Here is a 14,624-nt window from a genome sequence, read left to right as displayed (position 1 = left end):
CACCAACTCCAAAGTCTTCCAAACCTTTAGTTTACATAATATAATTATTGCAATCTACTTCTGTCTAAACGATTTTCCACCTAGTGTTTCGATCAATTTTGGCATGACTTGATACATCGTACTTCCAACGTTCATCCACCATGGAAGGTTGATCTCACGAACGGGACGCTCCATCGCTCTGACGATTTTTTCTGAAACATGCGAAGGCTGAAGCATCAGTTTTTGAACGTTTTTAACGTAATTGCCAGACTGATCAGCAAGTGTAAAGAAGTTTGTCGCGATCGGTCCAGGGTTGATGGTTGTCACATCTACCCCTTTATGTGCGACTTCTAAGCGTAACCCGTTTGAGAATCCTAACACAGCATGTTTTGTTGCTGCGTATACGCTCGATTTTGGTGTTGAGATCTTACCTGCTTGAGACGCAATATTCACGATATGACCGCTTCCTCTTTGAAGCATGTGCGGCAGTACTGCTCTCGTACACGCCATAAGCCCAAGAACGTTCGTTGAAAACATTCCTTCGATATTTTTCCATGGCGAATCCACAAACTCTTCAAAAATGCCATAACCCGCGTTGTTCACTAAAATATGTATGTTTTGATGTTCACTTAGGATCGTTGAAAGAACTTCCTCAACGCTGTCTGTGTTCGAAACATCTAAAAGATAGTAAGGGGCCGTTACATTCGTAGCTTTTAAGATCGCTTCCTGTACCACTTTTAGTTGATCTTCTCTTCTTGCAGCAAGGATGGGGGTTGCTCCCTTTTTAGCAACATCCATAGCGAGGTGAGCCCCGAGTCCCCCAGATGCTCCTGTTATCAAGACCACTTTGTTTTTTAATGTACTCATCTTATAACTCCTGTTCTCTCCGATAATATGATATCTTGTTCTCTTCCTCTACACGTACTCGTCCTTCTGACTGAAGCAGATCGAGATGACCTACAACTTCGGAAACTACTAAACCGAGTTGCTTTTCATATAGTTTTGGAAACAGGCGTCTGCACAGCTCAAAAACGGTTAATGGCCCATCGCTCAACAGATGTTCAAGCGTCTTTGCACGCTCAGTGTGATCGTGAAGTCGTTTTGTGATCAGCTGTTCTGCATTTGTAAAAGGCTCTCCGTGTCCAGGGTATATCGTTTTTAAGTTCAGCGTCATTAGATATTGCAACGTCTCACGGTATTGAAGCATTGTTCTTGGTCGCTCTGTTTCGTTTACAGCCGGTGGTTCTAATAGTGCATTGGACGAGATATGAGGCAGCAGCACATCCCCACCGATCAAGATACCGTCTTCTTCATGATAAAGAGAAAGATGATCAGGGGCATGGCCGGGCGTCTTTAAAAAGATAAAACCTTCGTGACCTTGAACTTGATCACCCGGTAAAGGCAAAGTGTCTGGAACAAACGAGCTTGAGAACGTACGATATTTCCGCAGCTTTAATAGTTCTAATCTTCCAAGAGCATCGGGCACTCCAAAAGAATGATAGAGATTGGTATAAAACGCTTCTCCCTGTTCCATAAAATGAGGGTCGTTACTCACATAAGGAACAGCTTCTTTAAGCATAAAAGTCTGAACACCATTGTCTTGTATCTCTTTTGATAGACCCGCATGATCAGGATGGTAGTGTGTGCAGATGTAATGGTCTAAATCTTTAAATGTGAGTCCGTGATCCTTGAGAGCAGAGATAAGCATTTGTTTGCTTTCTTCGGTTTTTGCTCCGGAATCAACGAGCGTAACCGCATCACTTTTTAGGAGGACACAGTTTACAGGACCCACATCAAACGGTGTAGGAAGAGTAATCGGGATAATAGCTGTTTTTTGAGTCATCTTTTCCTCCAAATAAAATAACTAGTTGACATACATATAGAAATCATAGCATAATGTTTTTTAAAATATAAAAGAAATGCCAAATATGGCCAATAAATAAATGCGTTGAAAGGGATTAGTACGTAATCTCCTCCGTTTAGAGAGTGGAATCCATAGGCTGCAAGATTTCACCGTAAAGGAATTACCGAACCTGCCCTGGAGCAGTCTGGAGAAATCTGGCGCAGTTCTGCGATAAAGACATCTTGAGCGGGCAAGCAATCATGCCAACAAAGGTGGTACCACGGATCACTCCCATCCGTCCTTTATATAGGACTGGGAGTTTTTTTATACTCAAAATTCTGGAGGGATTACCCGTGGGAACAGAAAAAATTACATTTATAGGTGCCGGATCGATGGCTGAGGCTATTATGGAGGGACTCATCAAAAAAGAAAAATGGCAAGCTGATCTGATCACAATAAAGAATCGAAGCAATACACAACGAGTGGATGAACTACGTGTTAAGTATGGTGTCGTGCCTGCGTCCACGATAGAAGAAGCTGTCGTTGGTGCTGATATCATCATTCTTGCGGTAAAGCCAAAAGATGCGCACGATGCCGTAAATAATATCAAACCATTTGTTAAGAGTCATCAGCTGATCCTTTCCGTTATGGCCGGCATCTCGACTGAAACGTTAACAGATTGGCTTCACCTTCAAAATCCCATCATGAGAGCGATGCCGAATACATCTGCATCGATCGGACATTCTGCTACTGCACTCTCCTCAGGAAAGTCTGCCATGCGATCGCATATTGAAAAATCTCTTGAGCTGTTTGAGACGATCGGAACGGTTACACTTGTACCGGAAGAAAAACTTCATATTGTTACAGGCCTCTCTGGAAGCGGCCCTGCCTATGTTTACTATATCGCAGAAGCCATGCAAAAAGCGGCTGAAGAACTAAATCTTTCCGAAGAAGAAGCAAAGTCTTTAATCTCTCAAACGCTTTTAGGTGCCTCTCTTATGCTCAAACAAACAACAGATTCCCCGATTGAGCTTAGAAGAAAAGTAACCAGTCCAGGCGGCACGACAGAGGCAGGGATTGGCAAGCTTGATCAATTCGGAGTTCAAGATGCGTTTTTAGCTTGCATCAAAAGAGCGGTGAAACGGTCGGAAGAGTTAGGAAGAATGAACTGAGCTTTTAACGAACTGTTTCTTGAAAGGAAATATTCTTAAATGCACCACTTGGAGTTAACATGATTGTAATAACAACTCCTTTTTCTGTAGCACCTTTCCTGATCCAAAGTTTAAATCTTTCGACATTATCTCCATTTTGAAGTGTCGTTCGTCCAACATATAAATAATCTATTATATCATAGTCGGGGTAGCGCTTGCCTGTCTCGAAAACAGCGAGCCTTCCCCATTTTGCATAAGCAGGTTCTTGTACTCTTGGATTTTCTGCAGAAATCTTAACCGGAAGTGAGCTACACACTAGAAAAACGGCCACCATGAAGCAAAATAACTTGTTCAAAATCTTCATACTACCAACTCCTTTTCCTTATTTTGCACCAATTCTCTCGTTTTCTCTGCAGAAATTGACGATTAGAAAAAATTGACAAGCCCTTCACTTACTCTTTATCATCTAAGTAGAAGCTAGAGCTAGATTTAGGGAGGGATTTATGTGACCGAAGTAGAAATTTCCCAAAGATACCTTGAATTGCGCGTTCAGTTTGAAAAGTTCACGAAACGATCTCTTACTGACAAAGAGCTTGTTTTTATCCACTGGCTGACAGAAAAAGGAGCCACTGTTGAAGAACACAACAGAGAAGAAAAAAAGAAGCGTTCTAGACGCAGAAAATAACTCACCCTTCCTCTACAACCAGGAAGGGTTTCTTTCATTCTGGCTGTGTTTTAGTATGTTGGTCTAAATTAGAAATGCTTTTAGATTTTTGTCTCCTTTGAATGTTGATTGGAGTGGAAGGTGCGAGACTCCTGCGGGACGAGCGGTCAGGTGAGACACTTAGAGCCGCAAAGCGGCAAGTGGCTCACCGGTCGCCACGCGGAAAGGGAGCACCTGAAACGGAAATCAACCACTTTCATAAGTTTACTATGAAGCCTTTCATTTCATCTCCGTTTTCATTTATCTTATACTATCAATAATCTTTTTTTATGAAGGGAGCTTACATTCTTGACCTATATATTTGCTCACAGAGGATCTAGTAAGGATTGTCCAGAAAACACGATGGCTGCATTCCAAAAAGCATTTAAAGATGGCGCTGATGGGATCGAGCTTGATGTACAGCTTTCTAAAGATGGTGTACCGGTCATTATTCATGATGAGAAGGTAGATCGAACGACTAACGGAAAAGGTTATGTCGTGGATTTTACCCAAGAAGAATTAACACAGCTAGATGCAGGCAGCTGGTTTTCGAAAAAGTTCGGCAAGGAATCTATCCCTTCTCTTCAACAATTTTTAGAATGGATAGCACCGATACCGATGTTGCTTAATATTGAATTAAAAAACAATATCGTCGAATATAACGGACTCGAAGAAAAGGTTCTTCAATTGTTGCATCACTATGGGATGATGGATCGAACCGTGATCTCATCGTTCAATCATTATAGTTTAGTTAAGGTCAGAAGATTGAATAGTTATGTTCAAACGGCACCTCTTTACTCTTCGGGATTGTTTGAGCCGTGGGAGTATGTGAAAGCCTTTTATTCACAAAGTGCGCATCCGAACTATAAATCTCTCCACCCTTACATCATGAAAGGCTTTAAAAGAAATAATATTTCTGTTCGTCCCTATACGGTTAACAGTCAGAAGTGGATGAAGTATTTTTTTGAGTGGAATACGGAAGCAATCATAACTGACTATCCGATTCTAGCAAGGGAAGTGTTGAACAGCCTTCCACCACATTAAAAGAGCAGATTTCTTCAAAAATAGTAATCAAACGTACTACAATGAGAAAGAAAAGTTATGATGCTAAAAAAAAGCTTGTTCTCAAAGAAAAAGGAGTTGTTTCATATTCAACCGTTATTGTTTCAACCATTGACCATCCGTGACGTAACGTTAAAGAATCGGATCGTCATGTCACCTATGTGTATGTATTCTTGTTATGAACAAGATGGAATTGTGACCCCTTGGCATATGACTCATTACACGTCTCGAGCAATGGGTCAGACGGGACTGATCATGACAGAAGCAGCAGCTGTAAGCCCACAAGGAAGAATAAGTGCTGAAGACTTAGGAATCTGGGATGACAGCCATGTAGAAGGGTTATCTAAACTGGTTTCATCCATTCAAGAAAACGGCTCCAAAGCAGCGATACAAATCGCCCATGCAGGACGTAAGGCTATGATAGATGGACCGATCATCGCTCCATCTGCTATCGCTTTTTCTGAAAAGATGAAGACGCCAGAAGAAATGTCACTTCAGCAGATCGAAGAGACAGTGAGTCAATTTCGAAGTGCAGCAAAAAGAGCAAAAATAGCTGGATTTGACGTTATTGAGATTCATGGAGCGCATGGATATTTGATCAATGAATTCCTCTCTCCTCTGTCTAACAGAAGAACTGATTCTTATGGAGGCAGCCAAGAAAATCGCTACCGATTCTTACAAGAGATCATTGCTGCTGTCAGACTAGAATGGGAAGGTCCTCTGTTTGTTCGTGTCTCAGCGAACGATTATCACCCAGAAGGAAATACACCAGAAGATTTTGTAACCTATTCGAAATGGATGAAAGAAGATGGGGTCGATCTTATCGACTGCAGTTCGGGTGCTGTTGTACCTGCGAAGATCCCGACGTTCCCTGGTTATCAAGTTTCTTTTGCAGACAAGATTAAAAACGAAGCTGAAATTGCAACGGCAGCTGTTGGCTTGATCACAACAGGCAAGCAAGCGGAAGAAATTTTACAAAACAAACGAGCTGACCTTATTTTTATCGGTCGAGAGTTTTTGAAAGATCCGTATTGGCCGCGATCAGCAGCACAAGATCTCGGAACAGAGATCGAAAGTCCCAAACAATATGAACGTGGTTGGTAAGAATGAAAAAAGCTGGCTCTTTTAAAAGAGTCAGCTTTTTCTATTCATAATGACACATTCCTCTTGAGAAAATGGTTCAGTCCTTTATACAATAAAACGCAGATTAAAAGCCAGGTTCCTCCAGCCGCAAACCCACCTAAAACATCTGTAGGATAATGAACACCTAAATATACTCGACTAAAACCGACTGATCCAATAAAAAGTGCCGTAACGCCATACATGAACTTTCGATATCTGTACAACAACGAATAGTTATGTACGAGAAGATAGGTAAGCAAACCAAAAAAAGCGATGGAGATCATAGCATGCCCACTCGGAAAACTATACCCAGTAATCTCAATGACTCGATCATACATCGGTCTATCTCTTTCAAACCATTCTTTAAACCATTGATTTTCAAAACGAATGCCGATGAGACAAACGCCTAACACGAACGGTTCTATCCACTTTCTTTCGCCGATCAGCCAGATTACAGCAAAAAAGATAAAGATGGCATATTGATACGGCCGAGAAGCCATATTTGTCAGGAATGTAAAGCTATCATTTAGAGCAGGCTGGTGGATGACAGACACATTTTTCATCGCCCACACATCAAGAACTTCTACTCTTGATTGTTCGTAGATAGAAGCAAACAGAATAAAGAGCCCGAGGCAAAGAGCAGTTAACACTACTGTTCTAATTACGCTGTTCTTAAAGATCATCATGAAACGATCAGCTCCTGTTACTTTTTCCCCTTTTTTATGATACCTTCTCCATGCTTTCTCTCGATCGATGACAATACATCGTGAAGCAGAGCATCTTTTTCGTTCTTTTCGACAGAGAACAGATCAAGCTGATAAGTCGCTAGTTCTTTTTCCACTACTTCTGTAGCGGTAATTCCTAATAATAGAACAGGTTCTTGATTCCAATGTCGGCGAAAGAGTTGAACGGCAGTTTTTTGAATATCTATTGCCTGCTGTGTTCCGTTTGGAAGCATCTTACTCCTCGTAATCGTTTTACGATCGCTATAACGAATGGTGATCGCAAGAGTTAGTGCTACATACCCTTTTGCTTTCAGCCGAGACGACACTTTATCCGCTAGCTTTTTAAAAACAGTTTCAGATTCCGTAACAGAGATAAGATCTTCACTTAATGTCGTAGAATTGCCGATCGACCGATAATCACTTGCAGCACTTGGATCGACTGGGCGCGTATCAATGCCGTTAGCTCTTTCTTTCATCTTTATACCATTGATGCCAAAACGATGTTTCAGTTCATAATCTACAGCATCAGCCAGATCTTTAATTGTTATGATGCCATACTTGTTTAACTTTTCTTCGGTTTTTTTACCGATTCCGTGCATCTCCCCGACTTTAAGTGGCCAAAGCTTTTCTCTGAGATCTCTCTTTCGAAGAACCGTGATTCCGAGCGGTTTCTTCATATCTGAGGCTGTTTTAGCTAAAAATTTATTAGGTCCGATCCCGATAGATGATGGCAGATTCAGCTCATTCAACAGTCTTGCTTGAATCTCTTTTGCCATTTCGAGTGGCTCTTGACAGTCTGTCACATCCATGTAGCCTTCATCAATGGAAACAGGCTCTACCTTTTCTGTATATTCCTGCAGAAGCTGAAACATGCGTGATGAATACATTTTGTATGTTTCAAAGTCTGGGGGTACAACAACAAGATTGGGACAAACTTTTCTAGCTTGCCAAAGTGGCATTGTGGTTCTTACGCCTTTTTCCCTCGCTTCATAACTACAAGTTACGATGATTCCTTTTCGCTCTTCTACATTTCCTGCTACCGCAACCGGCTTTCCTCGAAGATCAGGGTTTTCAGCCATCTCTACTGAAGCATAGAAGCTGTTCATGTCCACATGAAATATGATTCTTCTTTTAGACCCAGGAGACTGATACACATGAACACTCCCTTTATTAAAACTTATCTATTAGTATATGTTAGAACAGTGTTTAAAAACATAAGGAAAGACTGCTACACAAAAGAAAAAGACAAGGTATCTACCTTGTCTTGTGAAGCCGCTTTCCAGTATCTTCTACCCATTCAACAAATTCTTCACCATGAAAATGCTTGTTTAAATCCTTATGTAATGTAATAAGATCTCGATAGAAGTCCTTTTTACTTTCATCTTCCATCCATTTTTGAAGAAAGCCATAGATCTGGCAGTTGAAGCTCGTAGACTCCTTATGTTTCACCAATCCTTCATCTGTTAAATAAACATAAGATATTCGGCGGTCATCGTTCTTTTTCTCTAATCTTACGTAGCCTTTATCTTTTAGACGTTTGATCACTTGCATAACTGTAGATACATCCCACAATCCGTAATAAGCGATCTTAGAGATCGTAATGTCTTCTTCTAGTGAAACGATCCATAAAATATGTTGCTCCGCCTGAGTTAATCCAATGGCTTTCGCAGCTTTCTGCCAATCTTCTTCTAAGACTTTATACACGCCACGCATATAATTCACCATCATGTGCATGTCAGATAGTTGACTCATCCCATTTCCTCCCCCGAAATAAGATTTTTTAAAATTACCAATATTTTCATTTACATGATAAAAATATCTTACATAAATCTTAAAGTGACTGTCAACTTTTTGCGACATTTTGTTTTAAAGTGCAACAAAAACAGGCAACAAGGCCTATTAAACACTAAAAACTTGGCGAAAATCCGCCAAGTTTCGTCATTTTTCTTATTCGCCTGCTGTTATTCCGATGACCGCAAGTACCATTTCTGCCGTTTTCGTCAATTCCTCAATCGGCATTCTTTCATTCGTTGTGTGGATCTCTTCGTAACCTACAGCTAGATTTACAGTTGGAATACCGTGACCTGCGATAATGTTCGCATCACTTCCACCACCACTATGAAGAAGCCTATGTGGGCGTCCGATCTTCTCAGCTGCTTTTTTGGCCACTTCTACAACATGATCGCCTTCACCAAACTTGAATCCAGGGTACATCACTTCGATCTCAACTTCTGCACGCCCACCTAATTCTGCAGCAGCTGATTCGTAAGCTTCTTTCATTTTTGCTGTTTGAACTTCCATTTTCTCGTTGATCAATGAACGTGCCTCAGCAAGAACAAAAACTGTGTCACAAACGATATTTGTTTGCTCCCCAGTGCCTCCACCGTGGAAATGACCGATGTTAGCTGTCGTTTCTTCATCAATTCTGCCAAGTGGCATGCGAGCGATCGCTTTAGCTGCAATCGTGATAGCTGAAACTCCTTTTTCTGGAGCTACACCAGCATGTGCAGATTTCCCATAGATTTTTGCTCGTACTTTTGCCTGGGTAGGAGCAGCAACGATAATATCCCCAACAGGACCATCACTGTCTAAGGCAAAACCATATTTTGCTGTGATTTTTGACGCATCCATTGCCTTTGCGCCCACTAATCCAGATTCCTCTCCTACTGTAATAATAAATTGAATATCACCGTGAGAGATGTTTTTTTCTTTTAAGACTTTAATCGCTTCAAACATCGCAGCAAGACCTGCTTTGTCATCCGCTCCAAGAATCGTAGTACCATCTGTTACTACATAGCCATTTTTTATAGAGGGTTTGATCCCGTTACCAGGAGTAACTGTATCCATATGAGAAGTGAAATAGATCGTGTCCACGCCTTCTTTATTTCCCTTTAACGTACAGATTAAATTTCCTGCTGCGTGCTCTGTCGTGGATTCAGCATCATCTTCATAAACTTCAACACCAAGCTCTTCAAACTTCTTTTTAAGCACGATCGAGATCTCTTTTTCATGTCTAGTCTCTGAGTCAATCTGCACAAGCTCTAAAAATTCGTTTAACAAACGGTCTGCATTTACCATTTATGTATCCCTCGCTTTTTATAGTGGTATGTTTCCATGCTTTTTGTAAGGTCTGTTTTCACTCTTGTTGCGCAGCATGTCAAGCGCTTGAATACACTTGATTCTTGTGTCTCTCGGATCAATAACATCATCCACCATCCCGTTTGCAGCAGCGATGTAAGGATTAGCAAATTTCGTACGATACTCTTCAATCTTCAGGGCCCTCGTCGCTTCAGGATCTTCGCTTCGTTCGATTTCTTTGGCAAAGATGATATTCGCAGCTCCCTGTGGCCCCATAACAGCAATCTCTGCATTCGGCCATGCGAATACTAAATCTGCTCCGATAGATTTACTGTTTAAAGCTACGTATGCACCGCCATATGCTTTTCGAAGGATAATCGTTATCTTTGGAACTGTTGCCTCTGAGTAAGCATAAAGAATCTTCGCTCCATGACGGATAATGCCGCCATGCTCTTGTTTTACTCCTGGAAAGAATCCTGTTACATCCTCAAACGTGATGATTGGAATGTTGAAAGAGTCACATAAACGGATAAATCGCGATGCTTTATCTGAAGAATCAATGTCTAGTCCTCCAGCCATGACTTTTGGCTGATTACATACTAATCCTATCACTTCACCCTTTATCCTTGCAAAACCTACAACTATATTTCTTGCAAATTGAGCATGAACTTCCATGAATGAATCTTTATCTACCACTTCTTGAATAACGTTTCTTACATCGTATGGCCTTGTTGAATCAAAAGGGATGATATCCGTAAGATCTGGACGATAGTCTTCCTCGTCTCCCCATGGCAATACCGGCGTTCTCTCTTTATTATTCTGCGGAAGGTATGAGATTAAACGTCTAACATCTTCTAACACTTCCGATTCAGTTGGTGCTGTAAAATGTGCGTTCCCACTCTTAGAGCCGTGTACTTCCGCTCCACCCAAATCTTCGGATGAGATCTTCTCCCCAGTTACCGTCTCAATTACTTTCGGTCCTGTGATAAACATCTGGCTTGTTTTTTCCACCATAAACACAAAGTCAGTGATCGCCGGAGAATAGACCGCTCCTCCCGCACAAGGACCCATGATCACAGATATTTGAGGAATCACGCCCGAATAGATGCTGTTTCGATAAAAGATATGACCATAGCCATCAAGTGACATAACGCCTTCTTGGATGCGAGCTCCTCCTGAATCGTTCAACCCGATAAAAGGAGTTCCGTTCTTAGCCGCAAGATCCATCACTGCTGCGATTTTTTTCGCGTGCATCTCTCCAAGAGCTCCGCCAAATACCGTGAAATCTTGAGCGAACAAATAAATGGGACGACCATGAATCTTTCCGTAGCCAGTTACCACACCTTCTCCCGGCGCTTTCATTCCAGAAAGGCCAAAGTCATGTGAACGGTGCTCCATGAAAGGGTTTAGTTCAACAAACGTACCTTCATCAAGTAAAAGATCGATGCGTTCTCGTGCCGTTAACTTTCCCCGTTCATGCTGCTTATCAATGCGGTCATCACCGCCGCCTAATTCAATCTCTGTCTTCTTTTCATAAAGTTCATTGATCTTGTCATAGATGTCCATTATTTTGCTTCCTCCTTACTTTTCGTCTTCTCACAAAGCTCAAACAACACCTTATGTGTGGAAGAAGGGTGCATGAAAGCAACGGATGCACCACCTGCGCCAGGAACAGCAGCATCATGGATCATCTTGATGCCGTTTGATTTCATCTCATCTATGCGATCTTGTATGTTTGTAACACCAAGAGCGACGTGATGGACGCCTTGACCGCGCTTTTCAATAAACTGTGCGACAGGACTTTCTGCAGTTAGGGCTTCAAGCAGTTCTAGCCTCGTCTCACCGATTTTTATAAAAGCCACTTTCACTTTTTGTGAAGGAACTTCCTCGATCGCTTCGAGTGTTAACCCCAGAACATTCACATAGAACGGGAGCGCTTCATCTAAAGATTTTACAGCGATTCCAATATGATCGATTCTTTCAGGCGCCACTCCTGAAAACACATTTTCTGTAATCCCATCACGCTTATATACCGCTTGTTCGATAAATTTAGCTGTTTCGATCGTTGGTGTTCCTGGGGTGAATACTTTTTGGATCCCTTTAGACTCTAAGAAGGGAATGTCTTCCCATGGAATTACCCCTCCACCGACAACTATGATATCGTCTGCTCCTTTTTCATGAAGAAGTCTCATCACTTCTGGAAAAAGTTCGTTGTGCGCGCCTGACAGACATGATAAACCGATCGCATCCACGTCCTCTTGAACAGCAGCTGCTGCGATCTGTTCTGGTGCTTGTCTTAATCCCGTATAAATGACTTCCATTCCATAATCTCTTAACGCTTGAGAAACAACAAGAGCTCCTCGGTCATGACCGTCGAGTCCTGGTTTTGCAATTAAAACACGAATTGTTTTCTTCATCGTTTCTCCACTCCTCTCTATTTTTAGACCCCTGTGTACTCTCCAAATTCTTCTCGAAGCACGCCGCATATTTCTCCGATCGTACAATATGATTTTACACATTCAACGATGATTGGCATTAAGTTATCCTTACCTTTAGCAGCAGCACGTAACGATTCCAACTGAGCGCTCACTCGGTTTTGATCTCTCTTTGCTTTCAATGCTTGCAGCTTTTCTTTCTGTTTCTCTCCTAGAGTCGGATCAACTCTTAACAATTCAGGCTGTGGTTCGTTCTCAATCGTAAATTTGTTCATCCCTACGATGATCTCTTGGCCACTCTCGATCTTTTTCTGTGTTTCATATGACGTATGGTGGATCTCACGCTGCATATATCCTTGTTCGACGGCGGCAACTGCACCACCCATCACATTGATCTTCTCGATGTATTCGTTTGCTTTTCGTTCCAGTTCATCTGTTAAATGTTCTACGTAATACGAACCTGCAAGTGGATCTACAGTATCAGCCACACCTGTTTCATGCGCTAAGATCTGCTGAGTACGAAGCGCGATTCGAGCCGAATCTTCTGTCGGAAGAGCAAGGGCTTCGTCTCTTGAGTTCGTATGAAGACTCTGCGTTCCACCTAGGACGGCTGAAAGTGCTTGGGTCGTAACACGTACGATATTGTTATCAGGCTGCTGTGCTGTTAGGGTTGATCCTCCTGTTTGCGTATGAAAACGAAGCTGCCAAGACTTTGGATTCTTAGCTCCATAGTGTTCTTTCATAAGTTTCGCCCACATTCTACGTGCTGCTCTGAACTTCGCAACTTCCTCAAAGAACTGATTATGAGCATTGAAGAAAAAAGCTAACCGCGGAGCAAAGTCATCAATATTTAGTCCGGCTTCTATGGCAGCATCCACATAGGCAAGTCCATTCGCGATCGTAAAAGCAAGTTCTTGTGCAGCATTCGCCCCAGCTTCTCGGATGTGATAGCCAGAGATGCTGATGGTATTCCACTTTGGCACATTTTCCTGACAATAGCCGAAGATATCTGTGATCAGTCGCATGGAAGGCTTAGGCGGAAAAATATATGTACCACGCGCGATATATTCTTTTAGAATATCATTCTGTATCGTTCCTGAAAGCTTTTCAGTAGCCACTCCCTGTTTCTCAGCAACAGCGATATACATAGCGAGCAGGACAGAGGCAGGTGCGTTAATCGTCATGGAAGTACTCACCTTATCGAGTGGAATGTCCTTTAAAAGTGCTTCCATGTCTTCGATCGAGTCAATCGCTACTCCTACTTTCCCTACTTCACCGCGTGACATCGAGTGATCTGAGTCATACCCGATCTGGGTAGGAAGGTCGAATGCTACAGAAAGCCCGGTCTGCCCTTGATCAAGCAAATAGCGAAAACGTTTATTCGTTTCTTCTGCAGAGCCAAAACCTGCATATTGCCTCATCGTCCAAAATCTTGCGCGATACATCGTGGATTGAGAGCCACGTGTGTATGGATATTCTCCCGGAAGCCCGAGGAATTCCATCGGATAATGCTCTTCCTCTGTACCATACAGCCTTTCAACCTCTATATCTGATGAAGTATGAAACCTCTCTTTTCGTTCTGGAAATCTATTCATTGATCGTGCGGTTTTTTCTTGCCATTCTTTTATACGCTGTTGTTTATCCATTAGAAGCCTCCTGTTTAACAAAGAAAATAGTCTCAACATAACATCTTTCGTTTTGTAAGCGCTTTTTCCTGCTTGAAACCGCAAATTTTCGACTGAATTTGCAATTTGGTCTTTTAGGATTTCTTGTTTCTGCTTTCCAAACACGGTACAATTAAGTTGGAAATGTTTATAGGAGGGTTATGGCTTTGAATCAAAAACTAATAAAAACGATTGTGTACGTTATGATCATCTGTCTTGTTCTAAGCAGTCTTTTAACAGGAGTCGCTTTTTTCTTATAAAAATAATTAACCCCCAGTCCTCGTTGGACTGGGGGTTTTACGTTACTGTTTTATGATATCATCAAAGCTTTTTTGGGAGTGGACAACTTTTATCTTTGTGCCTATCTTTAGTTTGCTATAAAGTTTCTGAACATCTTTTTCATACATTCTTATGCAACCGGCCGTGACATGTCTTCCGATGGCTGATGGATTATTATTTCCGTGTATGCCGAAGGTGCGACCGTCCGTTCCGTTTGCGTCAAAACCGATCCAACGTGTGCCGAGCGGATTCGTTTTATCGCCACCTGGTATATCCTTCTTTCGATAATAAGGATCTACAGCTTTTACCGTTATGGTAAATTCGCCTTCTGGTGTTAGTTCTTTCGACTTTCCGGTTGCGACCTTATAGATTTCTTTAATCGTCCCCTCTTCAACGTATGCAAGTCTGTTGGATGTCTTATTAACGATCACATAAGGGTCTCCTAAAGCATGTGCGTCGCCGAACGGCCAAATTGGTGAAAATAACAAGATAAAAGCTAACTTGAGTTTTCCCATTTTTATCACCCTGTCATTTTTTACTTAGTATTTGTAAATGAAGGGGAAGTCATGAGTGGCTTTTTTTA

16 protein-coding genes and 1 other annotated feature are annotated in these 14,624 nt (G+C 41.8%); of the genes, 5 read left to right on the top strand and 11 right to left on the bottom strand.

Annotated elements, in window-relative coordinates; translation table 11 throughout:
• Nucleotides 1-54: 54 nt before the first annotated feature.
• Both ACFS5O_RS11410 and ACFS5O_RS11405 read right to left on the bottom strand, forming a co-directional pair.
• On the bottom strand, nt 55-846 hold the full coding sequence (locus ACFS5O_RS11410) for an SDR family NAD(P)-dependent oxidoreductase (protein WP_205726768.1): 792 nt from the start codon (nt 844-846) through the stop codon (nt 55-57).
• Between the two features lies 1 nt (nt 847).
• Entirely contained in the window at nt 848-1,822 is a 975-nt protein-coding gene (locus tag ACFS5O_RS11405) for an MBL fold metallo-hydrolase (RefSeq protein ID WP_205726769.1), read from the bottom strand.
• Between the two features lie 96 nt (nt 1,823-1,918).
• Nucleotides 1,919-2,128, top strand: a binding site (T-box leader).
• A gap of 47 nt (nt 2,129-2,175) precedes the next feature.
• Between ACFS5O_RS11405 and proC the strand changes: the two genes are divergently transcribed.
• Entirely contained in the window at nt 2,176-2,994 is an 819-nt protein-coding gene (proC, locus tag ACFS5O_RS11400; protein ID WP_205726770.1) for a pyrroline-5-carboxylate reductase, read from the top strand.
• A gap of 4 nt (nt 2,995-2,998) precedes the next feature.
• On the opposite strand, the gene ACFS5O_RS11395 is transcribed toward proC, so the two are convergent.
• Complete coding sequence (locus ACFS5O_RS11395) at nt 2,999-3,337, bottom strand: DUF3889 domain-containing protein (protein WP_205726771.1); 339 nt, start codon at nt 3,335-3,337, stop codon at nt 2,999-3,001.
• A 141-nt stretch (nt 3,338-3,478) separates the two neighbouring features.
• Between ACFS5O_RS11395 and ACFS5O_RS11390 the strand changes: the two genes are divergently transcribed.
• The 3 genes from ACFS5O_RS11390 (at nt 3,479) to namA (ending at nt 5,842) form a co-directional block, all read left to right on the top strand.
• Nucleotides 3,479-3,658 (top strand): hypothetical protein, encoded by a 180-nt coding sequence (locus tag ACFS5O_RS11390; RefSeq protein WP_144699210.1) that lies wholly within the window; start codon nt 3,479-3,481, stop codon nt 3,656-3,658.
• 327 nt (nt 3,659-3,985) lie between these two features.
• On the top strand, nt 3,986-4,720 hold the full coding sequence (locus ACFS5O_RS11385) for a glycerophosphodiester phosphodiesterase (protein ID WP_205726772.1): 735 nt from the start codon (nt 3,986-3,988) through the stop codon (nt 4,718-4,720).
• Between the two features lie 60 nt (nt 4,721-4,780).
• Complete coding sequence (gene namA / locus ACFS5O_RS11380; protein ID WP_379839642.1) at nt 4,781-5,842, top strand: NADPH dehydrogenase NamA; 1,062 nt, start codon at nt 4,781-4,783, stop codon at nt 5,840-5,842.
• A 44-nt stretch (nt 5,843-5,886) separates the two neighbouring features.
• Here the strand turns inward: namA and ACFS5O_RS11375 are convergent, their stop codons facing one another.
• From ACFS5O_RS11375 to ACFS5O_RS11345, 7 genes are all read right to left on the bottom strand, one after another.
• Nucleotides 5,887-6,546 (bottom strand): phosphatase PAP2 family protein, encoded by a 660-nt coding sequence (locus ACFS5O_RS11375; RefSeq protein ID WP_205726773.1) that lies wholly within the window; start codon nt 6,544-6,546, stop codon nt 5,887-5,889.
• A gap of 17 nt (nt 6,547-6,563) precedes the next feature.
• Nucleotides 6,564-7,739: a DNA polymerase IV gene (locus ACFS5O_RS11370; RefSeq protein WP_318300240.1), complete on the bottom strand. Its 1,176-nt coding sequence runs from the start codon at nt 7,737-7,739 to the stop codon at nt 6,564-6,566.
• A 100-nt stretch (nt 7,740-7,839) separates the two neighbouring features.
• Nucleotides 7,840-8,337 (bottom strand): MarR family transcriptional regulator, encoded by a 498-nt coding sequence (locus ACFS5O_RS11365; protein WP_205726774.1) that lies wholly within the window; start codon nt 8,335-8,337, stop codon nt 7,840-7,842.
• 195 nt (nt 8,338-8,532) lie between these two features.
• Entirely contained in the window at nt 8,533-9,663 is a 1,131-nt protein-coding gene (locus ACFS5O_RS11360; RefSeq protein WP_205726775.1) for a M20/M25/M40 family metallo-hydrolase, read from the bottom strand.
• Nucleotides 9,664-9,681: 18 nt separating this feature from the next.
• The gene (locus ACFS5O_RS11355; protein WP_205726776.1) at nt 9,682-11,229 is read right to left on the bottom strand and encodes an acyl-CoA carboxylase subunit beta; all 1,548 of its coding nucleotides are present in this window, start codon (nt 11,227-11,229) and stop codon (nt 9,682-9,684) included.
• The gene (gene mce, locus ACFS5O_RS11350) at nt 11,229-12,080 is read right to left on the bottom strand and encodes a methylmalonyl-CoA epimerase (protein WP_205726777.1); all 852 of its coding nucleotides are present in this window, start codon (nt 12,078-12,080) and stop codon (nt 11,229-11,231) included. Before mce ends, ACFS5O_RS11355 begins: the two co-directional genes overlap by 1 nt.
• 23 nt (nt 12,081-12,103) lie before the next feature.
• Complete coding sequence (locus ACFS5O_RS11345; protein ID WP_205726778.1) at nt 12,104-13,744, bottom strand: acyl-CoA mutase large subunit family protein; 1,641 nt, start codon at nt 13,742-13,744, stop codon at nt 12,104-12,106.
• A gap of 185 nt (nt 13,745-13,929) precedes the next feature.
• On the opposite strand from ACFS5O_RS11345, the gene prli42 reads away from it, so the two are divergent.
• On the top strand, nt 13,930-14,022 hold the full coding sequence (prli42, locus tag ACFS5O_RS11340) for a stressosome-associated protein Prli42 (RefSeq protein ID WP_197130929.1): 93 nt from the start codon (nt 13,930-13,932) through the stop codon (nt 14,020-14,022).
• 42 nt (nt 14,023-14,064) lie between these two features.
• Here the strand turns inward: prli42 and ACFS5O_RS11335 are convergent, their stop codons facing one another.
• Nucleotides 14,065-14,556, bottom strand: coding sequence for a L,D-transpeptidase (locus tag ACFS5O_RS11335; protein WP_205726779.1), 492 nt, complete (start codon nt 14,554-14,556; stop codon nt 14,065-14,067).
• Nucleotides 14,557-14,624 lie beyond the last annotated feature (68 nt).

This window comes from Fictibacillus nanhaiensis (assembly GCF_042686385.1).
GTDB classification, from domain to species: domain Bacteria; phylum Bacillota; class Bacilli; order Bacillales; family Fictibacillaceae; genus Fictibacillus; species Fictibacillus nanhaiensis.
Note: the sequence above shows the minus strand (reverse complement) of the source record. Positions and strands in the feature narration are given on the sequence as shown.

Bases quoted from the DNA above. Each gene is read 5' to 3' on its own strand.
- ACFS5O_RS11410 (WP_205726768.1), bottom strand. From the start codon at position 846: ATGAGTACATTAAAAAACAAAGTGGTCTTGATAACAGGAGCATCTGGG.
- ACFS5O_RS11405 (WP_205726769.1), bottom strand. From the start codon at position 1,822: ATGACTCAAAAAACAGCTATTATCCCGATTACTCTTCCTACACCGTTT.
- ACFS5O_RS11395 (WP_205726771.1), bottom strand. From the start codon at position 3,337: ATGAAGATTTTGAACAAGTTATTTTGCTTCATGGTGGCCGTTTTTCTA.
- namA (WP_379839642.1), top strand. From the start codon at position 4,781: ATGCTAAAAAAAAGCTTGTTCTCAAAGAAAAAGGAGTTGTTTCATATT.
- ACFS5O_RS11375 (WP_205726773.1), bottom strand. From the start codon at position 6,546: ATGATGATCTTTAAGAACAGCGTAATTAGAACAGTAGTGTTAACTGCT.
- ACFS5O_RS11365 (WP_205726774.1), bottom strand. From the start codon at position 8,337: ATGAGTCAACTATCTGACATGCACATGATGGTGAATTATATGCGTGGC.
- ACFS5O_RS11360 (WP_205726775.1), bottom strand. From the start codon at position 9,663: ATGGTAAATGCAGACCGTTTGTTAAACGAATTTTTAGAGCTTGTGCAG.
- ACFS5O_RS11355 (WP_205726776.1), bottom strand. From the start codon at position 11,229: ATGGACATCTATGACAAGATCAATGAACTTTATGAAAAGAAGACAGAG.
- mce (WP_205726777.1), bottom strand. From the start codon at position 12,080: ATGAAGAAAACAATTCGTGTTTTAATTGCAAAACCAGGACTCGACGGT.
- ACFS5O_RS11345 (WP_205726778.1), bottom strand. From the start codon at position 13,744: ATGGATAAACAACAGCGTATAAAAGAATGGCAAGAAAAAACCGCACGA.
- ACFS5O_RS11335 (WP_205726779.1), bottom strand. From the start codon at position 14,556: ATGGGAAAACTCAAGTTAGCTTTTATCTTGTTATTTTCACCAATTTGG.